This is a genomic window from Pseudoalteromonas sp. 3J6 (assembly GCF_903995135.1).
Lineage (GTDB): Bacteria > Pseudomonadota > Gammaproteobacteria > Enterobacterales > Alteromonadaceae > Pseudoalteromonas.
In genome coordinates this window covers 1,094,515-1,121,073 of record NZ_LR877185.1, presented here as the reverse complement: position 1 = coordinate 1,121,073, position 26,559 = coordinate 1,094,515, and the positions used below count along the sequence as shown (strand labels likewise).

The window sequence follows — 26,559 nt, the reverse complement described above, 5'->3', positions numbered from 1 at the left end:
CCTTGAATTTTAACTTTTGGCCTTCATCTCTATTTAAATAACGACCAAAATAAATTATACAATATGGTATTTTTTATCATGGTACACACTTTGCAAATCACTACAGAGGTCACTTTTACAAGAATATTAATCTAATTTATTGAAGGGACAAATAATGAAAAATAGTTTCGACACCCAACAACAGCTCACTATCAATGGCGAGCAGTATCATATCAACTCGCTCATGGGACTTGGCGATAAAGCCAAACGCCTGCCTTTCTCGTTAAAAGTATTGCTAGAAAACTTACTACGTAACGAAGATGGTGTGAATATTAAAGAACAAGATATTCAGGCCTTATTAGATTGGGATCCAAAAGCGAAGCCCTCTGCCGAGGTAGCTTTCACTCCAGCCCGCGTAGTAATGCAAGATTTCACTGGTGTCCCTGCAATTGTTGATTTAGCTGCCATGCGTGATGCGATGGAAAAACTCGGTGGTGATCCTGCAAAAATAAACCCACTTTCTCCTGCTGAGCTGGTAATCGATCACTCGGTGCAAGTGGATGGTTACGGTAAAGATGGTTCATTCGACTTAAACTCAAAATTAGAATATGAGCGTAACAAAGAGCGTTACGAATTTTTACGTTGGGGACAAACCGCATTTGATAACTTAAAAGTTGTACCACCTGCAACCGGTATAGTTCACCAAGTGAATTTAGAGTATTTAGCCCGCGTAGTATTTAATGATACAAAAAACGGCAAATCGTTAGCCTACCCAGATACACTAGTCGGTACAGATTCTCATACAACAATGATTAATGGTTTAGGCGTACTTGGCTGGGGTGTAGGCGGCATTGAAGCCGAAGCCGCCATGCTTGGCCAACCTATTAGCTTGCTTATTCCACAGGTTGTGGGTGTTAAATTAAATGGTCGCTTACCTGAGGGCACTACAGCAACCGATTTAGTACTTACTGTTACTGAAATGCTGCGTAACCACGGTGTGGTAGGTAAGTTTGTTGAGTTTTATGGTGACGGCCTTGCCGACTTACCACTTGCCGATAGAGCAACTATCGCTAATATGGCGCCAGAGTATGGCGCAACCTGTGGTATTTTCCCTATTGATGATGAAACGATTAATTACTTACGCTTAACTAATCGCGATGAGAAGCAGCTCAAACTAATTGAAGATTACGCTAAACACCAAGGCTTATGGCGTAACGATGGCGACGAAGCACATTATACCGATAAGCTTGAACTAACTTTAGATGATGTTGTGCCAAGCCTAGCAGGCCCTAAACGCCCGCAAGATAGAATTACTTTGGATAAAGCCGGCAAGGTTATTGGTCAGCACTTAAAAGACTTTCAAGACGAGCGTATGGCACGTCGTGATAAAAGCGATGAAGAGCAAGCGCGTATTGAAAGCGAAGGCCCTACTACCAATCCAGATGAACCAACTGATGAAGCGCAGTTTATGGGCGCAGCAAAAGTAAACTTTAATGGAGAAGAGTTTGAGTTAAATGATGGTGCCTGTGTTATTGCTGCAATTACTAGCTGTACAAACACATCTAACCCAAGTGTTATCTTAGCTGCCGGTTTAGTAGCTCAAAAAGCACGTCAGTTAGGTATTAATGTAAAACCTTGGGTTAAAACTTCACTTGCACCAGGTTCTCAGGTGGTCACCGATTACCTTGAAAAAGCAGGGTTGATGGATGACTTGGATGCGCTTGGCTTCAATTTAGTTGGTTATGGCTGTACCACATGTATTGGTAATTCAGGCCCACTTGCTGATGAAATTAGTGAGGCGATTCAAAAACACAAATTAGTTGTAAGCTCAATTTTATCGGGTAACCGTAACTTTGAAGGGCGCATACATCAAGATGTTAAAATGAACTTTTTAGCGTCGCCTCCTTTAGTGGTTGCCTATGCCATAGCGGGTAGAACCGATATTGATGTTTACAACGAGCCTCTCGCGCAAGATAAGCATGGTAACGATATTTACCTTAAAAATATTTGGCCGAACGTTAAAGAAGTAAGTGAACTAGTAAAAAGTACGGTAACTAAAGAGATGTTCGAAAAAAGCTACGCCAATGTTTACGATGGCGACAGTCGCTGGCAAAAAATTCAAATACCTGATGGTAAACTTTACGATTGGGACAGTGCTTCGACTTATATTAAAAAAGCCCCCTTCTTTGATGGTATGAGTGTTGAACCACCGGGTATTCCAACTATTGAGGGTGCGCGTTGTTTAGCTAAACTGGGTGACTCGGTGACTACCGATCATATTTCACCAGCAGGTGCAATTAAGGCAGAGGCACCCGCAGGGCTTTACCTACAAGAAAATGGGGTTGAAAAAGCGCAATTTAACTCTTATGGATCACGACGTGGTAATCACGAAGTAATGATGCGCGGTACGTTCGCTAATGTGCGCCTTAAAAACTTACTAGCTCCAGGTACCGAGGGCGGTGTTACCCGCACTCAACCTGATGATAAGCTAGAAAGTATTTATGACGCGGCAATGGCATATCAAGAAAGTGGAACACCACTAGTGGTTCTAGCAGGTAAAGAGTATGGAACTGGCTCTTCGCGAGATTGGGCTGCAAAAGGGTCATTATTACTCGGTATTAAAGCTGTGATAGCACAAAGCTATGAGCGTATTCACCGCTCTAATTTAATTGGTATGGGCGTACTTCCTTTACAATTTAAAGAAGGTGAAAGCCATGAATCACTAGGCTTAACTGGGCAAGAGCAATTTGATATTCAAGGGTTATACGATAAAACCGACGAAGTCAGTGTGATTGCGACTAACAGTGAAGGTAAACAAGTTAGCTTTAGTGCCGATGTGCGTATTGATACTCCGAAAGAGTGGGATTACTACAAACATGGCGGTATTTTACAGTACGTACTGCGCAATATGCTCGACTAACAACTTAAAACGAAAATGCAGCCCGGCTCAGTAATGAGCTGGGCTTTTTTATATTATTAATGGATGCTTGCGCTAAATCAATGCCGCTTTATAAAGATTACATACACTAAGAAGACACGCTGCGCAGAGGTCGCTATGTCTTCAATTGTAATAATAAGACTACTTAAAACATCGATTTTGCTTGGATTGTGCTTAATAGTGACAGGCCATGGTTTAATTGTATCGAGCTACTTTACCAACCAGTTCGGCATTAAAGGTATTATTACTGCAGCTGCCTGTATTGCAATTGGCGTACTTTTATCGTTGCCCACAAAAATATACTTAACTATATTATTAGGGTCTGTTGACCTTTGCGGATTAAAATTCGTTCAAACTAGGGGCGATTTAATCGCGGCGCGAGGTTTGTAACCTAGTGGGCTAAGTAAAAGCCGAGCAACAAAGAGTAAATGGCCCCTAGGCAGAACCCTTCGGGCAGCGCCTGTTTGGCATTGATGCTGCGTTATCACCTATTTATGGGGAATAACCACACGACATAGGCTCTGCCTTGCCTAAACACCAAACAGACTGCTGCAAATTTAACCTTGAAAGGTCAACAGACCCTAGTGGAAGCAGAAAAGCGTTATTTGAAGACACAGCAAAAAACACCTCAAAACTAAAAGCCGCTAAAACTTTCGACCTCTTTACTGCGTTGCTCTATTCTCTTTTTAGCTTTTTCAGCATCTTCAAACAGCTTATTAATTGATTCACTGTTGTATATCGCTGGTGCTCGCTGAGGAAAAGGCTTTACTGCTGATTTAGCACTGCCACTCAAAATGGCGGTATCTTCTGCAACCACGACATTAATATCGGCGGGGTTAAGCTTTACCACTTCGCTTTTACCATTCTTGTTTGGTACATCTGAGAAATGCCATTGTCCTTGCTCGTCTTGCCATTTATAAATTGGCTTAGGAGTTTCTGTCTCAAAGGTAGCCCCAGTGATTTTTTCACCCGCTGTGGTAATTGCTGAGATAATACTATCTAACGCGCTAGATGAAAGCGCTATCATTTCATTCTTGATCTCTGTTGATTCATTATAAATATGAGAGGTGCTTAGCCAAGGCTGGCCATTTGGTTTTTTAATATAAAACAATAAGATAACAGCAATTATCATCACTGACACTGCTAAATAGGTGAAGTATTTCATAGCGTTCCTGCTGTGTGTTTAATCCATCATCACAACCAATATAATAAAAAAGAACCAATTCAGCAAATATTAAACAACAAAAAACGCAGCAAAGGCTGCGTTTTTTTGATTTTATAGCTTTGAATAATAATATAATTAAATACCATCTCCATCTATATGTAAGCCACACTCACGGTTCAAGCCAAAAAAGCGGGTTTCCTCTTCACTCATGCCGGGCTCTAATTTACGCGTGGTATGTATATCCCCCATCGACACATAACCCTGCTCCCATAATGGGTGGTATGGCAAATTGTGCTTTGTTAGATACTGATATACATCGCGATTATTCCATTCAATAATGGGATATACTTTTACCGTGCCTCGGCTTATTTCTAGTACTTGCTTTTCAGCACGGCTTGAGGATTGGTCTCGACGTAGGCCACTAAACCAAGTGCTCGCATTTAGCTCCTTTAAAGCGCGTGTCATTGGCTCTACTTTATTAAGCTGGTTGTATTGCTTAATACCTGCCTCACCTAGCTCCCATAATTTTCCAAATTTAGCCTCTTGCCATGCAGGGCTCAGCTGCGCTTTATACACTTTTAGGTTAAGTGACAACTGCGAAGTCATTTGCTCTATAAACTGATAGGTTTCTGGAAATAAGTAGCCTGTATCAGTTAATACCACAGGTATATCTGGGCGCTGTGCAGTCATTAAATGCAACATAACTGCAGCCTGAATACCAAAGCTCGATGATAAAAACGCAGTGTCAGGCAAATTTTCAAGTGCCCATGCAACGCGCTGCTCTGCGCTCATGTCAGCCAGCAAACCGTTCGCATCAGCTAACATAGCCTGTTGGCTTTGCTTATCTAGCTGTAATATGTTTTTAAATTCACTCATGGTCAACTTTAAACCTCACCAGCGCTTTGCGCTGCTTTTAAATTATGCGTAAAAATCGGTAACGGATACTTTTACTTCTGCAACAATACCTTTGCGAATAACAAAATCACCAAAACATTCGCCATCATTACGCTCACTAACCCATTGCCCAATGAGTTTATCGAATGCTTCTAAGTAAACCTCTTCGCCAACATTTTCAAGGTAAAGCTTTGGAATACGTGTGCCCTCAGTGTTACCACCTAAGTAAACGTTGTACTTACCTGGACCTTTGCCGACCAAGCCTGCTTCTGCTAGCATGGCACGACCACAGCCATTCGGACAACCAACTACACGCATAATAATGCTGTCATTTGGTACCCCGTGCTTGGCTAATAAGCCCTCTATTTTTTCAATTAAACTCGGTAAATAACGTTCAGCTTCGGCCATAGCTAATGGGCAGGTTGGTAATGCCACACATGCCATTGAATTTTTGCGTTGCTCAGTGTCCTTATCGTCAATCAAACCATGATTGCGGGCTATTTCTTCAATTACTGCTTTTTGATCGGCCGGTACACCGGCAATAATTAAGTTTTGATTTGCCGTCATGCGAAAATCACCTTGATGAATTTCTGCAATTTTGCGACACCCTGTTTTAAGCGGCTTATCTGGGTAGTCTAAAATACGACCGCTTTGAATAAATAAGGTTAAGTGATGCTTACCATCAATGCCTTCTACCCAACCAATACGATCTCCTCGGTGAGTAAACTCATAAGGGCGGCTTGGTGCAAAGCTCACACCCGCACGTTTTTCAACTTCGGCTTTAAATACATCAGTACCAACACGATCAAGGGTATATTTAGTTTTTGCATTTTTACGATTTGAGCGGTTGCCCCAATCACGCTGAACAGATACCACGTGCTCAGCAATTTTTAACGTATCTTCTAGGCTAATAAAGCCAAAGTCGTCCGCTTTACGTGGGTAGGTTGCTGTATCGCCATGGGTCATCGCCAAACCGCCGCCTACTAGCACGTTAAAACCAACGAGTTTGCCATCCTCAGCAATCGCCACAAAGTTTAAATCGTTAGCATGTACGTCCACCTCATTATTAGGTGGGATCGTCACTGTAGTTTTAAACTTACGCGGTAAATACGTTGAACCTAAAATAGGCTCTTCTGTAGTTTCAGATTTTTCGCCATTAAGCCAAATTTCAGCGTATGCCTTCGTTTTAGGTAATAAGTGTTCAGAAATTTTTGCCGCCCACTCGTAGGCCTCTTGATGTAACTCAGACTCAACCGGATTGGTAGTACATAACACATTACGGTTAACATCACCGGCAGTGGCAATAGAATCAATTCCAACACTATTAAGCAATTGGTGCATACTTTTAATTTCAGGTTTTAATACACCATGAAACTGAAATGTTTGGCGAGTAGTTAAACGAATACTGCCATAACTGGTTTTATCACCAGCAAATTTATCAATTGCAAGCCATTGCTCTGGCTTAATAATACCGCCAGGCATACGTGCGCGTAACATCACATTATGCAATGGCTCTAGCTTTTGTTTAGCACGTTCAGGACGGATATCGCGATCATCTTGTTGATACATGCCGTGAAAACGAATTAACTGGAAATTATCGGCGGTAAAACCACCGGTGATCTCGTCTTTTAAATCTTGCTCTATAGTGCCACGTAAAAAGTTGCTTTCTCTTTTCAAACGCTCGTTATCAGAAAGCTTTACGTTTTTATCTTGTTCGCTCATGTTTAATCCTAAATTTGTTACAGTGACGGCTGTTAGCGTTACTTTTTATAAAGTAAACAATGTGTACTTAGTACACGTCTTTCTGATAGCGATTTGCGCTTCTTAAGTCTTTTAAGTACTGCTCTGCGCCTTCATAGCTTTTACCGGTGTTTTCGCTAATAATATCAACTAAGGCATTGTGTACATCTTTTGCCATGCGGTTAGCGTCGCCACACACATAAAAATGAGCGCCCGCTTCTAACCAATCAAATACTTCTTTTGAGTTTTTACGTAACTTGTCTTGTACATAAACTTTTTCTGCTTGGTCACGGCTAAACGCTACATCAATCTTACTTAGTAAACCTGACTTTAAGTATCCTTGAATTTCTACTTGGTACAAGAAGTCTTGAGTAAAGTGTGGGTTACCAAAAAACAGCCAGTTTTTACCTGTTGCTTCTCGTGCATCACGTTCTTGTAAAAAGGCGCGAAATGGCGCAATACCAGTACCTGGACCAACCATAATAATTGGTGTGTCATCACTTACTGGTAAGCGGAAGTTATCGTTATGTTCACTGAACACTTTTACTTTACAGCCTTCCTCTGCGCGGCGTGCTAAGTACCCTGAACAACCACCTAAGTGCTCTGTGCCAAACGCTTCAAACTCAACTAATGCAATAGTTAAGTGCACCTCATCTTCAACCTCAGCTTGGCTAGAGGCAATTGAATATAAACGTGCTTGTAATTTACGCAGGCAATCAACTAGTGTTTGCGCTTCTAATTTAGCTGGGTTTTGTGCAACCACATCAAAGATTTGACGAGGCTCAATGTATTCGCGCATTGCGCCTTTATCTTCTACTAGTTTAAGCAGCTCAGGCGTGCCTGTAGCCGTGGCGTACTTTTCAACAAACCCAGGGTAGGATTGTGTTAGCTCTAGTTTTTCAATTAAGGCATCACGTACGCTGAGTTCTTCATCGCCAAGTTTAACGCGGCTAGTTGGATCAATTTGTGTTTGCGCTAGTAGCTCATCTACACGGGCTTCATCATTTAAAAAGTAAATGCCGAGTGAATCACCAGGTGTATATGTAATGTCTGACCCTTCTAGTGAAATTTCAACATGGCGTACATCTTTGGTTGAATCACGACCGGTAATTTTTTGCACTAAGCTTAGCTCTGCCGCAAACGGATTTTGCTTTGTGTACTGACTAGCCGCTGCTACAGGAGCGCCAAATGGCATTGATACAACTTGACCGCTAGTTGCATCTTGCTGGGCTTTTAAATCTGGTTCAAACGCATTTAATGCGCCTTCAATCCAAGTGGCTGCTTCGTCATCATAATCAACGTCTAGGTCGGCACGTTGATGAATAACCTCCGCACCTAATTTAGTTAAACGCTCTTCAAAGTCTTTAGCGGTTTGGCAGAAAAATTCATAGCTAGAATCACCTAAGCCTAATACTGCAACTTTGACACCATCAAGCTTTGGCGCTTTTTTAGTAATTAAAAATTCATACAGTGTTTCAGCGTCTTCTGGTGGCTCACCCTCGCCGTAAGTCGATACAACCACGGTTAGAAACTTTTCTTTTTTCAGGGCAGTCGGTTTGTAATCTGACATGCTAACCAGCTTTGTTGCTAAGCCGCGAGACTCAGCTTGCTCTTTAAGTTTAGTCGCAACCGCTTTAGCATTACCTGTTTGTGAACCATATAAAATGGTCAGTGCTGCCGCCTCCGAGGTTGCAGGTGCACCTGAAGCTGGCGCGCCAAGCGCTGCAGAATTAGCATTAGCAGCTAAGTAGCCGCTAACCCAGGCTTGCTGAATTGGATTAAGCTCAGCCACTAAACCTTGTAGCTTTTGTACTTGCTCTTGCGAAAGCGGACTTGCTAGCGCATTGAGTTGACCTAACAACATGAATTTTTCCTCATAACCCTGAACGTTAAACACAATGCTTGTTCACATTGTTTAAAATGAGTGCCACCTCACTCAGAAAGTTCTGTTGAGGTTAATTGAGTATGCAGGATAGCCGCCTAAGCATAGATAAAAAAAGAATAGAATCTGCTTTGATATTCCATTTAGTTATTAAGTTATCTAAAAACCTACGAAATAGGCCTAAAAGGGTTTTATTGCCTTTTATGAAATTTTAATTTAACAATTTTGTAACTTTAATGTTCTAAGGTATATTACGCAAAAATATAAATAGGAACACCTATGTTACACGGTATATATAAAAACAAATTACTTTTGAGCACCTTGTTATTATCCTCATTACCCGCGATGGCTAATGTGGTTAATGGCAACTTTGAACAATACAGTGGCAACACCCCAGAAGCGTGGACAGTGATTGATAGCGGTATTAACGTATCTGCCAACAGCACAGTCGTAAGCACAGGCTCACAAGCAGCAGCGATTAGCGTTAATACAGGCACACAAAGCAATACTGATTTTTTGCAGCAAGTCGCTGTTGAAATGGGTAAAACTTATGAGTTCTCAGTAGATGTGTATCATACCGAAGGCCATCTTAAGGCGCGTTTGTTGATAGATGGTTATCAAGGCTATTCAAATCCGGCACAAACCAACCAATGGCAGAGTATAACTTACAGCTACACAGCTGATAGTAATAAAACCATAGATGTCGGCTTACGCTTTTATGATACAACGGGATTTGATGGTAGCGAGTTAGTTTATGTTGATAACTTCTTGCCTAATAATGACAGCAGTGGCTCTCCAAGCTGCGCAGATAACGGCCTTACTTTTAGCCTAACCACAGATAACTACGGCGAAGAAACCAGCTGGCAAATAGCGCACAACCAAACCGGTGTCGTTGCAAGCGGAAGTGGGTATGCTGCAAACACCCAATATACTGAACAATTATGCGTAGCCGATGGTGAGTATACATTTACTATTAATGACAGCTATGGCGATGGTATTTGCTGTTCATATGGCAGTGGTAGCTACGCCTTGAATAATGAAAGCACATTGCTCGCCAGTGGAGCTAGTTTTCAAACAACCGAAGCTACCGCTTTCTCATTAGGAAGCACTGAGCCAACACCGACGCCAACAGGCTACTATGTGACAACTCAAGGCTTGTCTGGTTACACGCTAAAAACTGAGCTTTATAACATTATTAATAATCATAATGCTCAGGGGTATTCCGCTATTTGGAATTTTTACGACGCATCGGCGCGTGATAAATACTATGAAAACGATAATAGTATTTTAGATATGTACAGCGAGAAGCCCAATGGCTCTGATAGCTACACATACACAGCTGTTAGCGATCAATGTGGCACCTACAGTGGTGAGGCAGATTGCTACAACCGAGAGCATTCGTTCCCTAAAAGTTGGTTTGGTGGAAAAGTTGAACCGATGAACTCTGATGTTCATCATATTTACGCCACTGACGGTTATGTAAATTCAAAACGAAGCAACTTCCCATTCGGTGAAGTAGCAAGCGCTTCGTTTACCTCAACCAACGGCAGTAAATTAGGCTCTGCAAGTAATACGATTAATTACAACGGTACTGTGTTTGAACCTATTGATGAATTTAAAGGTGACTTTGCTCGTGCTTATTTTTACATGGCAACCCGTTATCAAAACGTAATTGGTGCTTGGCAAAATAACACCGCAGCTAGTAATGACGTGCTTAATGGCACCAGTACCCAAGTATTTGAAAGCTGGGTTGTGGCCATGCTGTTAAAGTGGCATAACAACGATCCTGTTAGCCAAATGGAATTAGACCGCAACCAAGCAGCGTTTGAATTTCAGGGAAATCGTAACCCGTATATCGATCATCCTGAATTTGTAGAAATGATTTGGTAAACGGGCTTCCGGCTTCGCAGAAAACACAAGCCTTTGCTTACGCAGAGGCTTTTTATTATAAACTGCGCATTATAATTACTAATAAGTACATAACACATCTTAAAAATTGGAGTAAAACCAAGATCCAGATATCTAACAATATAAGCCTAAACCTCAGTAGAAAAATAAGTGCTTACTAGCACTTCAGCTATTACTATTATTGTTTTTTAAAACTAGCTAGACCCAGCTCTTCTGATTCATATCGTGTTCCGGTTAACTTTATCAACCAAACACTATCGATAAAAGTACGGCTAAAATATACAGCTTGACCACTGGGAATGTTAGGCATAAAAGACGTTATCGATTGCCATTGGCCATCTGTTTTATCTTTTAACTTCATCGATGCATTGAAAAACGATCCATCTTCGTTTGCTTTTATCTCAAGTGATGTTAGTTGTTTTTTATCCCCTATTTCTATTTGTGCACTCTCGTTTAATAGAGCTAATAGCATTGGTTGGTGAATTGGAGTCAATGAATTTAGTGTTTCAGAAATTTTACTATCAATTGTTATTTCATTTTTCAATTTATAAATATCGGCTTTAACTGCAAAAACAGGTTCAGCATTAGTTTGATAACTTTCAAAGAATAAAGCGATGGAGCTAAGTAATAAATAAACGTGTTTTTTCATAATACAATATATCCTTTCGTTAGTTTGAGAATACTAGCATAATTTAAAGTAGCCCATAAAAATCGCTAATCTATTAATATTCATGATATTCTTTTATTCATTCGCATGAATATAGGCATGACCTCTATCTCTGGCTTAGCTAATTAGTGATAATAATGTGGCTGCAATTAAGAAGAGAATATGGGTATGCAATCGCTAGGAAAAGAATTAAAACGTCTTCGATCAGACAAAAAATGGACTCAAGCATTTGCTGCACGTGAAATAGGCATCCAACAGTCTTACTTATCAAAACTAGAGAATGGCCAATTCATTCCTTCTCCCGAAGTAATCGAAAAGCTAAAGCGATGCTATGGCGAAGCATGTTTTGATTGCTATTTACCTGTAACAACATCAACCAAAGTGCCACTGAAAAAACTGCCTATTTTGAGTTTTACGCTATTAATAATTAGCCTTATGGTTTGGCTATGTGCAACGTATGAAATTTTTTATGCTGAAACCTACTTTACTTATCAGGCAAAGCAAGAAGATTTTTTAGCGTTTAATGTCACTCAGCAATACCAAGGCGAACGTTTTATTGAGGGGGACGTGACCTATCAAATTGTAGGCGAAAGGCAAGTCAGTAGAATTGAAAACCGCTTTCTAATTGTAACTTCCGCAGTATGCATTTTATTATCTATTGTTGCAGCTCTACTCTCGCAAAGTCATAGGTTTGGTAAATTATAAAGCTGTTATTTAGTTGCTCTTGGCAATTACTCCAGTATTACTCTACCTCCAAAATCTATGCTGTCGTATATCAGAAATTTTTAACACGATTAACGTCAGATTCAATCACTCAAATTGATAAAGTATTAGGACAATTACGTATTCATGGCGTGCTTTTTCTCGAGTGCTCTAGACTAAAAACCCAAGCTACGGCCCTCAAATTCACTCCGAGCAGTTGACGGCTGACGGCTGACGGCTGACGGCTGACGGCTGACGGCTTAAAACTTACCGCTTACAGCTTTTTTAAACGCAAAAAAACCCCAGCAAAAGCTGGGGTTTCTTATAAAAACAGACTTAATTAAAAATTAAGCTTGTTTTGGACGTTCAACAACATCTACCAAAGTCCAAGATTTGTTCTTAGAAATTGGTGCACATTCACGGATAGTAACTACGTCACCCGCTTTTGCAGTGTTATTTTCGTCATGTACGTGTAACTTAGTCGTACGTTTGATGAATTTCCCATAGATTGGGTGCTTCACGTAACGTGCGATAGCAACAGTGAAAGATTTTTCCATCTTGTCGCTGATTACACGGCCTTGAAGAGTACGAATTTTATCGCTCATTATTGACCTGCCTTCTGGTTAATAATTGTTTTTACACGCGCGATATCGCGACGTACTGTTCTTAGCGTGTGTGTCTGAGCTAGCTGACCAGTGCTTGCTTGCATGCGCAGGTTAAACTGCTCACGAAGAAGACCTAGAAGTTCAGCATTAAGCTCTTCTACGCTTTTATCTTTTAGTTCGTTTGCTTTCATCACATTACCGTCCGAGTTACGAAAGTTGTTTTGAATGGCAGCTTACGAGCAGCAAGGTTAAACGCTTCACGAGCAAGCTCTTCTGAAACACCTTCCATTTCGTAAAGTACTTTACCAGGCTGAATTTCAGCAACCCAATATTCAACAGAACCTTTACCTTTACCCATACGAACTTCAAGAGGCTTTTCTGTGATCGGCTTGTCAGGGAAGACACGGATCCAGATTTTACCTTGACGTTTCACGTGACGTGTCATAGCACGACGAGCTGCTTCGATTTGACGAGCAGTCATGCGGCCACGACCAGTAGCTTTCAAACCGAAAGTACCGAAGCTTACTTTGTTACCGTTTTGCGCTAGACCACGGTTGCGGCCTTTATGCATTTTACGGAATTTTGTACGTTTTGGCTGTAACATTACTCGCTACCTCTACTTAGCACTTTTTTTGGCTTTCTTTGGTGCGCGTTTAGCTGGCTTCTCTTGCTCTTGTACTAGTGGTAAACCACCAATAACTTCGCCTTTGAAGATCCAAACTTTAACACCAATGATACCGTAAGTGGTTAAGGCTTCAGAAGTTGCGTAGTCGATATCAGCACGAAGAGTATGTAGAGGTACACGACCTTCACGATACCATTCTGAACGTGCGATTTCTGCGCCGCCAAGACGACCGCTAACTTCAACTTTAATCCCTTTAGAACCGATGCGCATTGCATTTTGTACCGAACGCTTCATAGCGCGACGGAACATAACACGACGCTCTAGCTGAGAGGCAATGCCGTCTGCTACTAGTTGTGCATCTAGTTCTGGTTTACGTACTTCAGAAATATTAATCTGAGCAGGTACACCAGCGATTTTAGTTACCGCTTGACGTAATTTTTCTACGTCTTCGCCTTTTTTACCGATAACAACACCCGGACGAGCCGTGTGAATAGTTACTCGGATAGATTTTGCTGGACGCTCAATAACGATTTTAGACACAGAAGCCGCTTTCAATTCCTTAGTAAGGAATGTACGTACTTTGTGATCGCCAAAAAGCTGTGCAGAGAAATCTTTTGAATTCGCGTACCAGGTAGAAACCCAAGGTTTAGATATACCTAGGCGAATACCAGTAGGATGAACTTTTTGTCCCATTACTTATATCTCCTAGCTATCTGAAACCACAACAGTGATGTGGCTTGTACGCTTAAGGATGCGGTCTGCGCGTCCTTTAGCACGTGGCATAATACGTTTCATTGTTGGACCATCGTCCACAAAGATCGTTGTTACACGTAGCTCATCAATGTCAGCACCTTCGTTATGCTCTGCGTTAGCAATAGCAGACTCAAGTACTTTCTTAACTAATACAGCCGCTTTTTTCGGGCTGTACGCCAGGATTTCTAGTGCGCGATCGACAGGTAACCCGCGGATCTGATCTGCAACTAGACGTGCTTTTTGCGCCGAACCAGAGGCGAATTTATGTTTAGCTAATGCTTGCATTTATCTTCCCCTCTTAACGTTTCTTCGCTTTCTTATCCGCAGCATGGCCACGGTAAGTGCGAGTTGGTGCAAATTCACCTAGTTTGTGACCGATCATTTCGTCAGAAACGAAAACTGGTACATGCTGGCGACCATTATGGACAGCAATGGTCAATCCGATCATGTTAGGTATGATCATTGAACGACGGCTCCAAGTTTTAATTGGCTTCTTTTCACCGCTTTCCAAAGCTTTCTCTACCTTCTTCAGCAAGTGTAGGTCTATAAAAGGACCCTTCTTGAGAGAGCGTGGCATGGCTATTCCTCAATATTACTTAGTACGACGACGTACTATAAATTTATCCGTACGCTTGTTCTTACGCGTCTTAGCACCTTTAGTCGGTTTACCCCATGGAGACACAGGATGACGACCACCAGATGTACGACCTTCACCACCACCGTGTGGGTGATCAACCGGGTTCATGGCAACACCACGAACTGTCGGACGAATACCACGCCAGCGATTTGCACCTGCTTTACCAAGTGAACGAAGCATATGCTCAGCATTGCCTACTTCACCTAGCGTAGCACGACAATCAGATTCAACTTTACGAACTTCGCCTGAACGAAGACGTAATGTTACATATTGACCATCACGAGCAAGGATTTGAACGTATGCACCAGCAGAACGTGCGATTTGAGCACCTTTACCTGGTTTTAATTCTACGTTGTGAACAGTCGAACCTACAGGCATATTACGCATTGGTAATGCATTACCAGGTTTGATTGGTGCATCAACACCAGACTGGATTGCATCGCCAGCTTTTAAGCCTTTAGGTGCGATAATGTAACGACGCTCACCGTCTGCATATAATACAAGAGCGATGTTTGCGCTACGATTTGGATCATATTCTAAACGCTCAACAGTGGCTGGAATGCCATCTTTAGTACGTTTAAAATCGATTAAACGGTAATGCTGCTTATGACCACCACCGATATGACGAACCGTAATACGACCATTGTTATTACGACCACCTGATTTAGAGTTTTTCTCTAATAGTGGTGCGTAAGGTTTACCCTTATGTAAATCTGGGTTAACCACTTTAACTAGGTGACGACGACCCGCAGAAGTTGGCTTACACTTTTGAAGTGCCATAATTCTAACTCCCCTTATTACTCGGCGCCGCCGACAAAGTCCAGCTCGCTACCTTCTTTAAGAGTAACGTAAGCTTTCTTCCAGTCGCTACGACGACCGAAACGCATGCCAGTACGTTTTGTTTTACCCTTAACGTTAAGTGTGCGAACACCAGTTACTTCTACTTCAAAAAGCTTCTCAACTGCCGCTTTAACTTCAGCTTTAGTTGCGTCATTTGCTACTTTAAAAACAATAGTATTGTTTTCTTCAGCAGCGATTGTGCTTTTTTCAGAGATGTGTGGAGCAAGGATCACTTTTAAAAGACGTTCTTCACGGATCATGCTAGCGCCTCCTCAAGTTGCTTAACAGCAGCAGCTGTAATTAGTACCTTATCGAAAGCAATTAAGCTTACAGGATCGATACCAGCTACATCACGTGTGTCAACCTTGTACAGGTTACGTGCCGATAAGAAAAGATTTTCATCTACTTCTTCAGTCACGATAAGAACATCTTTAAGCTCAAGTTCTTTAAGCTTAGCAACTAGTTCTTTAGTTTTTGGTGCTTCAAGACCAAAACTTTCAACAACGATTAAACGCTCTTGACGAACTAATTCAGATAAGATGCTTTTGATCGCACCACGGTACATTTTACGGTTTACTTTTTGGCTGTGGTCTTGTGGTTTAGCTGCGAAGCTAACGCCACCTGAACGCCAAATTGGACTACGGATTGTACCAGCACGTGCACGGCCAGTACCTTTTTGAGCCCATGGTTTTTTACCACCACCGCTTACTTCAGAACGTGTCTTCTGAGCACGAGTACCTTGACGAGCACCTGCTGCGTATGCAACAACTACTTGGTGTACTAATGCTTCGTTAAACTCACGTCCAAAAGTAGCTTCAGAAACTTCAAGAGCGCCAGAAGCGTCTTTAATTGCTAATTCCATCACTAAATCTCCAGGACTTATGCTTTAACAGCTGGTTTAACGATAACGTCACCGCCGATAGCGCCAGGTACTGCACCTTTAACTAAAAGCAGGTTACGCTCAGCGTCAACGCGAACTAGTTCAAGGTTCTGAGTTGTTACTTGCTCATTACCCATTTGACCGGCCATTTTCTTACCTTTAAACACCTTACCAGGTGATTGGTTTTGACCGATTGAACCAGGAGCACGGTGAGATAGAGAGTTACCATGTGTAGCGTCTTGCATGCTGAAATTCCAGCGCTTAACACCACCTTGGAAACCTTTACCTTTAGAAGTACCGGTTACGTCAACTTTGTTGATTTCGTTGAATAATTCAACAGTAAGCTCAGAGCCTACTTCAAAATCGCCTTCACCACCATTTAGGCGGAATTCCCACAGACCGCGACCCGCTTCAACACCAGCTTTAGCGAAGTGACCCGCTGTTGCTTTGTTTACACGGCTTGCTTTTTTAGTGCCTGCGGTTACTTGAAGCGCGTTATAACCGTCTGTTGCGTCAGATTTGATCTGAGCAATGCGGTTAGGAGTCGCTTCAATAACTGTCACAGGGATAGATACACCATCTTCAGTGAAGATACGTGTCATACCCACTTTACGACCGACTAGACCTAATGCCATTTTCCTAAAACCTCTCTAATCTTCCGATTAACCCAGGCTGATTTGAACATCAACACCAGCAGCAAGGTCTAAACGCATAAGTGCGTCTACAGTCTTGTCTGTTGGTTCTACGATGTCGATCAGACGTTTATGGGTGCGGATCTCGTACTGATCACGCGCGTCTTTATTAACGTGCGGTGATGTAAGTACAGTAAAACGTTCAAAGCGTGTAGGTAGTGGAATTGGACCACGTACTTGTGCGCCAGTGCGTTTCGCAGTTTCCACGATTTCCGCCGTTGATTGGTCAATCAAACGGTGGTCAAAAGCTTTTAGGCGAATACGAATGCGTTGATTTGACATTCTTAAACCTCAATATAAAGAGCATTTAAAGAGCATAAAAAAACGACCGAAACAATCTTAATAATTAAGATGCCGGTTGTTTGATTATATCTACGTTGAGTTCCAAATCGGAACTCCTGTTTATTAGCTTGAAATCCAAGCTTAATTTATTCTTTCTTGTTCCCGAGGGAATTTTGAAAGCCTGCGTATTATAATGATACTGGTGATAAATGCAACAACTATTTAGACATAATTACTTTGTTATTGTCGTTTAAAAAATAGCTAAGTTTATTAATAGTGAACGCAATGGAAGTGATGATGTCTTTATAATGTCATAGCTTGTCGATTAATCTGCAGGGGATTTTTTAGATATTATGTTATCCTATGCGCTAATTTTGCTGTTATATACCCATATTGGTTTGGGTAACTACTCTCTTATGGTGAGTCAATGCGTATTTTAAATTATGGTTTAAATCTTATCTCTGGTGGTATCAGCCGCTTGTTTGTTAAAAGCAAAGTACTGCCTGAAAAGCCTTTAGAGCAATTTGAGTTAAACCCTAAAAACCCGACATTCTATATAGTGCGTTTAAACTCACGCTTTGATCTAGCGGCACTGGCCCGTGTTTGTAAACGAAATGGTTTACCGGACCCAACCGAGCAGCAAATATTAGGTGACGAGACGTTAGATCGCTTTATCGGCATTAAAAACCCTCCCCCGCTATTTGGTGACAAAGAAAAGTCTACCAATGCATTAGCGCAAGGCAAACACATTGTTGAGCACTTATTAAATAGTGGCCAAAAAAATGTGCAAGTGGTGCCCGTGACTATTTTATGGGGCCGATCGCCAGGTAAAGAAAAACCCGGACTAAGCACTTTACTTTCGCACTCACTAACGCCCAGCTGGTTTAGAAAAATTTTTGTGGTGCTTTTTTCAGGTAGAGATAACTTTATTCGATTTAGCCAACCACTCGACTTATCTTTATTGGTTAATGAAAAAGCCGACGTTAATGAACTTCCTCATAAGCTGTTGCGTGTAGCTCTAGTTCACTTTAAACGTCAAAAGCTGGCTGCAACAGGGCCTAAAATCCCATCTCGTGATCAGTTATTTAGCTCACTACTGGCATCACCCACAATTAAAAAAGCAATTCAAACCGAGGCTTCTGATAAAAACATCAGCCAAGCTCAGGCGCGACAAAACGCCTTAAAGCTACTTGATGAAATCGCCGCTAATTACAGCGATGCCACAATTCGCGTTGCTGATCGCATATTAACGTGGCTTTGGAATAAGCTTTATAATGGCATTGACATAAAGTACACCGAGCAAATTCATGACCTAACCAATAAAGGCCATGAAATAATCTACATGCCTTGTCATCGTAGTCATATGGATTACTTGCTACTAACCTACTCTATTTATCATCAAGGCCTTGTACCACCGCATATTGCTGCAGGGATTAACCTTAACTTTTTCCCTGCAGGTGGCATATTCCGCCGCAGTGGTGCATTTTTTATTCGTCGCTCATTTGCTGGTAACAAACTCTACTCAGCGGTATTTAAAGAATACTTAAGCCAGTTATTTATAAAGGGTTACTCGGTTAAGTTTTATACCGAAGGTGGCCGCAGTAGAACCGGACGCTTACTCCCCCCAAAAACGGGTATGCTCGCCATGACGATGCAAGCTATGCTTCGTGGTATAGACCGCCCTGTATCAATTGTACCGGTGTATATTGGTTACGAACACGTAATGGAAATAAACACCTACTTAAAAGAGCTCGCGGGTAATGATAAAAAAGGCGAGTCGATATTAGGTATTTTTAAAGCAATTAAAAATTTGAAAAACTATGGTCGCGGGTATTTAAATTTTGGTGACCCAATTTCTATTAACCAATACCTGAATGACAACCAACCCGACTGGCGCGAGTCAATTCATGCTACTGACGTGCAAAAACCACAATGGCTAGGGCCGCAGGTGGCTAATCTTGCTGATCAGGTTATGGTTAAAATTAACAATGCCGCCGCACTTAACTCAGTTAACTTACTGGCGATGATACTGCTAGTAAACGATAAGCACGCATTGAGTAAACCTAAATTGCTAGCTCAGCTTGAGTTTTATTTGCGATTACAACGTGAAGCTAGCTACAGCAATAAAATAACCGCACCCGATGAAACGCCAGAGCAACTGCTAGAACACGCTTTAAAGTTGAATAAGTTTGATGTGATCAGTGACGAGTTTGGTGAAATTATTGCGATAAACGATAAAGAAAAAACCTTATTTAACTATTACCGTAATAACATTTTGCATATTTTTGCAGTACCTAGCTTAGTAGCTCTACATTTATTTAAGCAGCATCAAAGTACCGTTACTCACTGCCATCAATTGGTAAAATCATTTTATCCGTTATTCGCCAAAGAGTGGTACTTACAAGAGCTTGATGACAACTATGTGACCCACATTTTAACTAACTTTAGCGATCAAGGCTTAATTGAGCTTGATGGTGATAATATCAAAGTAACTCAAAGTAACGATAGCTTTGCCAAACTCGAAATGCTTGGTCGTGCATTGAGCTTTACTCTGCAACGTTATGCGATTGTGATTGGCTTTATTCAAACCAGCCAAGGTATTGCAAAAGCTGAACTGGAACGTGAAAGCTATGTGTTGGCACAACGCTTGGGTACGTTACATGGCATTAAAACGCCGGAGTTTTTTGATAAGAAGGTACTTAGTAGTTTTATTTCCAACCTTCGCGAACAAAAACTAATTAGTGAATCTGATAGCGGCTTACAAGGCAGCCAAGAGCTGTGCGAGACCTACAAGCAACTGCAAACACTCTTGCCGGCACGTATTTGGCAATCAATTACTGACATTGTCCACGCTCAATGTCAGTAACGTACTTCACTATATTGAATTAACCCAATATAGTAGGTAGCAAAGAGTTAACGCTGGCGCATTACCCCTTCTTGAATCGTCGAGGCAACTAAATTGCCTTGGCGGTCAAAAAACTGACCACGTACCAGCCCTCTTCCTGAACTCGCGCTTGGGCTATCAATGGTATATAACATCCAATCATCCATTCTAAATGGACGATGAAACCACATAGCATGATCTATGGTCGCAACTTGCATATTCGGCTGCATAAACGACACACCATGTGGCTGCAGTGCGGTTGGTAAAAACTCAAAGTCAGACGCATACGCCAATAAGTAATTATGAATACGTTGATCGTCCGGCATATCGCCATTGGCTTTAAACCAAATATGTTTTACCGGTTCTAGGGCTTCAGGTTTAAAGGGGTTATGAAAGTTCACCGGACGCATTTCAATCGGCATTTCACGAATAAACTTATTACGGATTGCTTCAGGAATATGCTGTGCATTTTCTTGATAAAACTCTAACGAAGAACGCAGTTCTTCAGGAGCTGGAACATCAGGCATAGTGGCTTGATGCGATAACCCCTGCTCTTCACCTTGAAACGACGCTGTCATGTAAAAAATAGGTTTACCGTACTGAATCGCACTGACACGTCGAGTGCTAAAACTTTTACCATCACGTATAGTTTCTACATCGTACACAATCGGTTTTGCAGCGTCGCCTGGGCGTAAAAAATAAGAATGTAAGGAATGAACAATACGCCCAGCTGGTAGTGTTTCTTTAGCTGCTGAAAGCGCTTGCCCCATAACTTGACCGCCAAACACCGCTCTAAACCCTAAATCTTGGCTTTGTCCTCGATATAAACCTTGCTCAATTTCTTCAAGTGACAACAACGATAATAAATCATCTAATACTTGGCTCATTATTTCTTCCTCAATCCCCTAATTTATAAATGATACTATACAATAGTTAAAAAATACTAACTCACTGATTGAGGAAATCTAATATGGCATTTTGGCTTTTTAAAACCGAACCCGACGCCTTTTCAATTGATGACTTAAAGCAAGCGCCACAGCAAACAACGCTATGGGAAGGTGTACGCAACTACCAAGCGCGTAATTTTATTCGCGATGATGTAAAGCAAGGTGATTTAGTGATGATTTATCATTCTAGCTGTAAACAAGTTGGCGTTGCAGGGCTTGGTGTGGTTACTAAGGCTGCTTACCCTGATCCAACGCAATTTGATTTAAGTAGCGACTATTACGATGCTAAGGCAACCACTGAAAACCCTCGCTGGTTTGTGGTAGAAATAACTTATCAGGCGCATTTGAGTAGTTTAGTAAGCCTGCAAGCGATCAAAGCAAATACTGCTATAACTGATATAGCACTTAAAAAAGGCGGGCGTTTATCGGTCATGCCAGTGACCGAAAATGATTGGCATGAAATTTTAAATATGGCGAAATAAGCCACTAAAATAACTACATTTTCTTCATTAAAATAGTACTCCACCAGCGCAGCATGTCACCGCTCGATTTTCTTATGGAGCCAAATTTGTTATAATCTGCGGGTTGCGTTTACTGGAGGAAAAATGAAATTACTGTATTGGTTGGATGAATGGTTAACTCTCAGCGATGATGAGAGGCAAGCAAAACTACCAGCCTCTGGTGGAGATTTACTCGGTGATGTGTATGTAAAGTATCACTTTGTTGACCTCAATAAACCCCTGCTTTTTACTTTTTCTCCTGCGGGCACCGATATACAAGAACGCGATCTAAATGAAGACTTTGCCCCTTGGGGCTATCATTTAGCGCAAAAGCAAGATGTTAATATTATTGCGTTTCAGCATTTGGGTAAAAGCAATTGGTTTCGTAACCGCAATTTAATCTTTTTTATTGAGCAGCTATCAACTTTACTCTCTCCTTTTAAAACTAAGTTAGGCTATGGGCTTAGCCGTGGCGGCTTTGCTGTGGGTGCATTTGCTAAGTTACTCAAACTCGATAAAGTACTGCTTTTCCATCCTGTTAGCACCAAAAACAAACTTATCGCCCCTTGGGATGACCGCTCAAGTACTGAAATTGCTCAGCAATATGACTGGCAAGATGACTACCATGATTTAGATTTAGGGGATGCGAAAGGTTACATTATTTACGATCCAACCAATCGTATTGACCGCCAACATGCTAAACGCTACAAACAGCTCACTCACTTACGCGTGTTTGGTATGGGGCACGGCACTCACGCTACTTACTTGAATAAGTTTGGCTTTTATAAACAAGTAGCGGTTGATTTTATTCGTGATCAGCAAATCGACATTGCGCAATTTAGGCTGCAAACAAAAACACTGCGTTTAAAAGAGGATTATTATAAAAAACTTAATAAAGCCAACGCTAAATCGGCACATCGCCAAGCGTTATTAAGTACCGCTCACACTATTTTAATCGACGAAAAAGCAGCGCACGTTAAAGAGCACCAAGAGAAAATTGATATTCAGCCTTTAATAGAGGTAGCTATTAAGCATCAAGACGAAAGCCCAAATGATGCTATTAAGCTATTAGAAGTTGCTCAACAACTCGTGCCAGACGACCCGCTCGTTGAGCATAAGCTGAGACAATTAGAATAAGTAAAAAAGGTACTCATGCTTTACTTTTTCTTGGCGTGCCCTTGCTTGGGTACAATCGAGAAGTAAAGAATCAGCGCTATCCACGAAAAGAAGATAGCGCCAACTAGCCAGCCATTTTTTTCATGGCCTTGGCTACGCTTACTGTTAAGAATTATCATGATAGGAAAAATGTAAGCACATAAAACAATAATTAAAAAAGCAACTTCAGTCATTATTTTTCCAAGCTAAGCCAATCAACTTCACCACTTAACACCCGCTCTTGTGCGATGTAATGCAGAATATCACCCGCATTCACTGCATAATCTAGAGGTGGGTTTAAATCCATATTCTTTGCACTTAAATTATGAGCTACACCTAACAATATTGCATTATGATCGTACTTAAAATGATGAAATAATTTACCAAATTCCATGGTTTTTATATCACTAGGTATTTGTAGGCTAAATTGCGTATCACCATGCAAAGTAGATAATAGCTCTTCTTGAACACGGCTTGAGCCTGGGTCTTGCATTGAGCGCACCAAAATCTCTGCTGACTTAGTGCTACTACACTCTACATTGTGGCAATGCTCTAATAACATTTCCACTTTCGTTTCATCAAAAAAGTGTGCACTAATGTGACAATCTTCTTTGACTAAACGGCTAATACGCAGTGCAGTAGTAAATGTTTGGTCGTCATCTTGGCCATCAATAATCACTTTATCGGCATGGCGAATGGCAACGCGTTCTAATTCATCCAAATCGGTAAAACTAGTCAAACGAGCAAAATCAACATTCTCATTACTTAAAAATGGATGCTCTATTTGTTCAGTAACCGCCAATAGAATACGGCGGTCTGTACGTTTAGTATCAGCCAAAATATAGTCGATCATTTTTTTTGTTCGAGCATTATGCCAACCAAAAATAATAATGTGATTGCTACTGTGAGCAAAGTTTTTATCACCAGTCATAGCGCGCCTAATTAAGTAAGTTACTGTTTGCCCTGTTTTACCTAACAAGACACCAAATAAAGCCAAACCAAAGGGTATTTGTATTAATGCGACAATCCAACGGCCCAAGTCAGATGATGGACTTAAATCTCCATACCCTACTGTTGAAGTGGTTACCGTGTAGTAGTAAAAAAAGGTCCCTGGCGAAAGTAGTGCTTGCTCATTAGCCATAAATAATAAGCACCAAGTAAGTAGCATGTGTAAAGACGTTGCTATTACAACAGACTGCCAGCTCACCTGATCAATATGGCTGCGCAACAGCACAACAATACGTTTAAAAATATGATGCATAATTGTTTGTTAATCGATTGATTATTTGAATCATTTGGTAACACGATACTGCACATCATAACACTTAAGCAACGTTTTACTGTAATCGAAATATTCGCGGTTCGTTATGAATAAAAATAAGAGTAAACTATAGTTATTAAGTTATGAGGAAAGAATGGGTCTATTATGTCAGGTGTTTTAGCGTCAGTTGATCAGCGTACTCAGCTTGTAGGTGAGAACCGTTTAGAGTTGCTACTGTTTTATTTACATAGCCGCCATTTATTTGCACTCAATGTATTTAAAATTAAAGAAGTGGTGAAGCTTCCCCGTTTAAGCAAAATACCGCACTCTCACCCTAAGGTGACGGGTGTTGCCAATATACGAGGTGAATCTATTCCGGTGATTGATTTACGCCAAGCCATTTCTATGTCACACAAAGAACATGGTGAAGATTGTAATTTGGTAGTGACTGAATATAACCGTACCACTCAAGGTTTTTTAATTGGTAAGGTTGATCAAATAATGAACATGACCTGGTCTGATATTATGCCACCACCCAGCTCAGTCGGTAAAAATCATTACATTACTGCACTTACTAAAGTACAGCGCGACGACGTGGAGCACTTGGTAGAAATTATAGATGTAGAAAAAGTACTGGCTGAAATAGTTGAGTACGAGGTTAATATTTCTGATGGCGTGTTAGATGAAACCATAGTTAACGAGTTCTCTGGGCGAAAGATACTACACGCTGATGATTCGCCAACAGCACGCAAGCAAGTAAGCGATACATTATCGCAGCTTGGTATCGAAATTGTTCCTGCCAGTAATGGCTTGGAAGCACTCAATATGCTTAAAGGTTGGGCCGATGAAGGCCGCGATGTTGAAAAAGAACTACTTATGGTGATAACCGATGCCGAAATGCCCTCAATGGATGGTTATCGCTTAACCTATGAAATACGTAACGACAGCCGCTTAAAAAACTTACATGTAGTACTTAACACCTCCCTAAGTGGCAGCTTTAACCAAGCCATGGTAGAAAAGGTTGGCTGTGATGCATTTTTATCAAAATTTCAGCCTGACTTACTGGTGCAAGAAGTACAAAATCGTTTAAAACATGTGCTCAGCAACGCTTAATTATAAAACTAGCAAATATCTGCCAGGGTAAATATTTGCTAGTAACATTCTCCTCATCAGCAACCTTTAAAAAATCTGCCTTACTGAGTGGTTATTCAAAGCGGTGTTTGCTAATCCTAAGATTTCATGATTAATTAGCAAATAAGTTTTCACTAACTCGTTATTAATTATGCTCAATAAAGTTGCCAGCCCGTTTACTAAGCTCGTCGAGCGCTACTTACCCGACCCATTTATATTTGTCATTATGCTCACTATTATTACCTTGGGTATTGCGAATTTAGCGACTCCTGCAACTACACTTGAGGTAATCACATCATGGGGAAGCGGGTTTTGGAACTTACTTAGCTTTGCCATGCAAATGCTGTTGGTGCTAGTAACAGGCTACATGCTCGCCAGTACCTCGTTAATAAGTAAGTTATTAACAAAATTAGCAACGCTTGCTAATACGGCTCCAAAAGCCATTATTTTAGTGACATTTATTTCGCTGTTAGCAAGCTGGCTTAATTGGGGATTTGGCTTAGTAATTGGGGCTTTATTTGCTAAAGCAATTGCCAAACAAACTCGAGTAGATTATCGGCTATTAGTAGCAAGTGCTTACTCAGGTTTTGTAGTATGGCACGGCGGATTGGCAGGTTCCGTACCACTAAGCATTGCCAGCGAAGGGCATTTTTCACAGGCAACAATGGGCATTATTGGCACCGAGCAAACCTTGTTCGCAGGTTTTAACATTGCGATTCTGATTGGCTTATTTATTATTATGCCGTTGGTTAACCGCTACATGCTACCGAGTGAAAAAGACAGTGTTTATATTGACCCATCACTGCTTAAGAACACTCTACTTGATAGAGTAACAATAACACGCCCTGCGCAACATTTAGAACAAAGCAAACTGCTAGGCATGGGCATTGGCTTACTCGGACTTGCCTACTTAGGTTATTACTTTTTTATCGCAGGTGGCGGCTTAAATCTCAACAGCGTGATAGCGCTTTTCTTATTTTTAGCTATCACACTACATCAGACCCCCCACAATTTACTAAATAGCCTACAACAAGCGATTCCGAGTGGCGCGGGAATTGTAATTCAGTTCCCTTTTTATGCCGGTATTATGGCGGTTATGGTCGATACAGGGTTAGCACAACAAATATCGCAGGGCTTTATTGCCATAGCGGATGCCGATAGCTTGCCATTTTACAGTTTTATTAGTGCAGGACTCGTTAATATGTTTGTGCCATCCGGTGGCGGCCAATGGGCTGTACAAGCACCTATTGTTATCCCTGCAGCACAAGAGCTTGGTGCAGATATGGCAAGGGTTGCTATGGCTGTAGCATGGGGAGATGCTTGGACCAATTTAATTCAACCCTTTTGGGCATTACCGGTATTGGCTATAGCGGGCCTAAAAGCAAAAGATATTATGGGGTTTTGCGTGGTACAGCTGATTATTACTGGGGTGTTTATATCGCTGGTATTGAGCTTTTATTAATCTAATCGGGCTGTAACTTATATTACAGCC

Annotated in this window: 28 protein-coding genes; 9 read left to right on the top strand and 19 right to left on the bottom strand. The window is 41.3% G+C overall.

Annotated elements, in window-relative coordinates:
- Positions 1–154: 154 nt before the first annotated feature.
- A complete protein-coding gene (gene acnA / locus P3J6_RS05200) occupies positions 155–2,899 on the top strand; it encodes an aconitate hydratase AcnA (RefSeq protein ID WP_198522390.1) in 2,745 nt (914 codons plus the stop codon).
- 135 nt (positions 2,900–3,034) lie between these two features.
- Positions 3,035–3,307, top strand: a complete 273-nt coding sequence (locus P3J6_RS18780) for a hypothetical protein (RefSeq protein ID WP_075170856.1) — start codon at positions 3,035–3,037, stop codon at positions 3,305–3,307.
- A 244-nt stretch (positions 3,308–3,551) separates the two neighbouring features.
- Here P3J6_RS18780 and P3J6_RS05195 read toward each other — a convergent pair whose 3' ends face one another.
- The 4 genes from P3J6_RS05195 to P3J6_RS05180 all read right to left on the bottom strand — a co-directional run bounded on the left by P3J6_RS05195 (position 3,552) and on the right by P3J6_RS05180 (position 8,580).
- The gene (locus tag P3J6_RS05195; RefSeq protein ID WP_198522389.1) at positions 3,552–4,082 is read right to left on the bottom strand and encodes a DUF4124 domain-containing protein; all 531 of its coding nucleotides are present in this window, start codon (positions 4,080–4,082) and stop codon (positions 3,552–3,554) included.
- Positions 4,083–4,217: 135 nt separating this feature from the next.
- Positions 4,218–4,958, bottom strand: coding sequence for a phosphoadenylyl-sulfate reductase (locus tag P3J6_RS05190; RefSeq protein ID WP_178954591.1), 741 nt, complete (start codon positions 4,956–4,958; stop codon positions 4,218–4,220).
- 42 nt (positions 4,959–5,000) lie between these two features.
- The gene (gene cysI / locus P3J6_RS05185; RefSeq protein ID WP_198522388.1) at positions 5,001–6,698 is read right to left on the bottom strand and encodes an assimilatory sulfite reductase (NADPH) hemoprotein subunit; all 1,698 of its coding nucleotides are present in this window, start codon (positions 6,696–6,698) and stop codon (positions 5,001–5,003) included.
- A 67-nt stretch (positions 6,699–6,765) separates the two neighbouring features.
- Complete coding sequence (locus P3J6_RS05180) at positions 6,766–8,580, bottom strand: assimilatory sulfite reductase (NADPH) flavoprotein subunit (protein ID WP_198522387.1); 1,815 nt, start codon at positions 8,578–8,580, stop codon at positions 6,766–6,768.
- A 297-nt stretch (positions 8,581–8,877) separates the two neighbouring features.
- On the opposite strand from P3J6_RS05180, the gene P3J6_RS05175 reads away from it, so the two are divergent.
- Positions 8,878–10,488 (top strand): endonuclease, encoded by a 1,611-nt coding sequence (locus P3J6_RS05175; RefSeq protein WP_198522386.1) that lies wholly within the window; start codon positions 8,878–8,880, stop codon positions 10,486–10,488.
- 196 nt (positions 10,489–10,684) lie between these two features.
- On the opposite strand, the gene P3J6_RS05170 is transcribed toward P3J6_RS05175, so the two are convergent.
- Positions 10,685–11,155 (bottom strand): hypothetical protein, encoded by a 471-nt coding sequence (locus P3J6_RS05170; protein WP_198522385.1) that lies wholly within the window; start codon positions 11,153–11,155, stop codon positions 10,685–10,687.
- Positions 11,156–11,341: 186 nt separating this feature from the next.
- Between P3J6_RS05170 and P3J6_RS05165 the strand changes: the two genes are divergently transcribed.
- On the top strand, positions 11,342–11,878 hold the full coding sequence (locus P3J6_RS05165) for a helix-turn-helix domain-containing protein (RefSeq protein WP_036984553.1): 537 nt from the start codon (positions 11,342–11,344) through the stop codon (positions 11,876–11,878).
- Positions 11,879–12,222: 344 nt separating this feature from the next.
- On the opposite strand, the gene rpsQ is transcribed toward P3J6_RS05165, so the two are convergent.
- Genes rpsQ through rpsJ form a run of 11 tightly spaced genes read right to left on the bottom strand, consistent with a single transcriptional unit; the run spans position 12,223 to position 17,189 of the window.
- The gene (rpsQ, locus tag P3J6_RS05160) at positions 12,223–12,480 is read right to left on the bottom strand and encodes a 30S ribosomal protein S17 (RefSeq protein ID WP_013463780.1); all 258 of its coding nucleotides are present in this window, start codon (positions 12,478–12,480) and stop codon (positions 12,223–12,225) included.
- Positions 12,480–12,671, bottom strand: coding sequence for a 50S ribosomal protein L29 (gene rpmC, locus P3J6_RS05155; protein WP_008108355.1), 192 nt, complete (start codon positions 12,669–12,671; stop codon positions 12,480–12,482). Before rpmC ends, rpsQ begins: the two co-directional genes overlap by 1 nt.
- Positions 12,671–13,084, bottom strand: a complete 414-nt coding sequence (gene rplP / locus P3J6_RS05150; RefSeq protein ID WP_008108352.1) for a 50S ribosomal protein L16 — start codon at positions 13,082–13,084, stop codon at positions 12,671–12,673. Before rplP ends, rpmC begins: the two co-directional genes overlap by 1 nt.
- Positions 13,085–13,096: 12 nt before the next feature.
- A complete protein-coding gene (rpsC, locus tag P3J6_RS05145; protein WP_008108350.1) occupies positions 13,097–13,798 on the bottom strand; it encodes a 30S ribosomal protein S3 in 702 nt (233 codons plus the stop codon).
- 12 nt (positions 13,799–13,810) lie between these two features.
- On the bottom strand, positions 13,811–14,143 hold the full coding sequence (rplV, locus tag P3J6_RS05140) for a 50S ribosomal protein L22 (RefSeq protein ID WP_004588690.1): 333 nt from the start codon (positions 14,141–14,143) through the stop codon (positions 13,811–13,813).
- Positions 14,144–14,156: 13 nt separating this feature from the next.
- Positions 14,157–14,435: a 30S ribosomal protein S19 gene (gene rpsS, locus P3J6_RS05135; protein ID WP_004588689.1), complete on the bottom strand. Its 279-nt coding sequence runs from the start codon at positions 14,433–14,435 to the stop codon at positions 14,157–14,159.
- 15 nt (positions 14,436–14,450) lie between these two features.
- Entirely contained in the window at positions 14,451–15,275 is an 825-nt protein-coding gene (gene rplB / locus P3J6_RS05130; protein WP_007376192.1) for a 50S ribosomal protein L2, read from the bottom strand.
- A 17-nt stretch (positions 15,276–15,292) separates the two neighbouring features.
- Entirely contained in the window at positions 15,293–15,595 is a 303-nt protein-coding gene (gene rplW, locus P3J6_RS05125; RefSeq protein WP_008108343.1) for a 50S ribosomal protein L23, read from the bottom strand.
- The gene (rplD, locus tag P3J6_RS05120; RefSeq protein WP_008108340.1) at positions 15,592–16,197 is read right to left on the bottom strand and encodes a 50S ribosomal protein L4; all 606 of its coding nucleotides are present in this window, start codon (positions 16,195–16,197) and stop codon (positions 15,592–15,594) included. Before rplD ends, rplW begins: the two co-directional genes overlap by 4 nt.
- A 17-nt stretch (positions 16,198–16,214) precedes the next feature.
- Entirely contained in the window at positions 16,215–16,850 is a 636-nt protein-coding gene (gene rplC / locus P3J6_RS05115; protein WP_138605949.1) for a 50S ribosomal protein L3, read from the bottom strand.
- A 27-nt stretch (positions 16,851–16,877) separates the two neighbouring features.
- Entirely contained in the window at positions 16,878–17,189 is a 312-nt protein-coding gene (gene rpsJ / locus P3J6_RS05110) for a 30S ribosomal protein S10 (protein WP_002957900.1), read from the bottom strand.
- A gap of 427 nt (positions 17,190–17,616) precedes the next feature.
- On the opposite strand from rpsJ, the gene plsB reads away from it, so the two are divergent.
- Positions 17,617–20,055: a glycerol-3-phosphate 1-O-acyltransferase PlsB gene (plsB, locus tag P3J6_RS05105; RefSeq protein WP_198522384.1), complete on the top strand. Its 2,439-nt coding sequence runs from the start codon at positions 17,617–17,619 to the stop codon at positions 20,053–20,055.
- Positions 20,056–20,102: 47 nt separating this feature from the next.
- On the opposite strand, the gene tesB is transcribed toward plsB, so the two are convergent.
- Positions 20,103–20,960, bottom strand: coding sequence for an acyl-CoA thioesterase II (tesB, locus tag P3J6_RS05100; RefSeq protein WP_010391943.1), 858 nt, complete (start codon positions 20,958–20,960; stop codon positions 20,103–20,105).
- 83 nt (positions 20,961–21,043) lie between these two features.
- Between tesB and P3J6_RS05095 the strand changes: the two genes are divergently transcribed.
- A complete protein-coding gene (locus P3J6_RS05095) occupies positions 21,044–21,502 on the top strand; it encodes an EVE domain-containing protein (protein ID WP_138570145.1) in 459 nt (152 codons plus the stop codon).
- A gap of 123 nt (positions 21,503–21,625) precedes the next feature.
- Positions 21,626–22,657, top strand: a complete 1,032-nt coding sequence (locus P3J6_RS05090) for a cytosolic protein (protein ID WP_198522383.1) — start codon at positions 21,626–21,628, stop codon at positions 22,655–22,657.
- Between the two features lie 20 nt (positions 22,658–22,677).
- Here P3J6_RS05090 and P3J6_RS05085 read toward each other — a convergent pair whose 3' ends face one another.
- Both P3J6_RS05085 and P3J6_RS05080 read right to left on the bottom strand, forming a co-directional pair.
- Complete coding sequence (locus P3J6_RS05085) at positions 22,678–22,869, bottom strand: hypothetical protein (RefSeq protein ID WP_010391937.1); 192 nt, start codon at positions 22,867–22,869, stop codon at positions 22,678–22,680.
- Complete coding sequence (locus P3J6_RS05080) at positions 22,869–23,936, bottom strand: potassium channel family protein (RefSeq protein WP_109875670.1); 1,068 nt, start codon at positions 23,934–23,936, stop codon at positions 22,869–22,871. Before P3J6_RS05080 ends, P3J6_RS05085 begins: the two co-directional genes overlap by 1 nt.
- Before the next feature lie 165 nt (positions 23,937–24,101).
- Here P3J6_RS05080 and P3J6_RS05075 point away from each other — a divergent pair, with 165 nt between their 5' ends.
- Positions 24,102–25,049, top strand: a complete 948-nt coding sequence (locus tag P3J6_RS05075) for a chemotaxis protein CheV (protein ID WP_198522382.1) — start codon at positions 24,102–24,104, stop codon at positions 25,047–25,049.
- Between the two features lie 169 nt (positions 25,050–25,218).
- Positions 25,219–26,529: a short-chain fatty acid transporter gene (locus tag P3J6_RS05070; RefSeq protein WP_198522381.1), complete on the top strand. Its 1,311-nt coding sequence runs from the start codon at positions 25,219–25,221 to the stop codon at positions 26,527–26,529.
- Positions 26,530–26,559 lie beyond the last annotated feature (30 nt).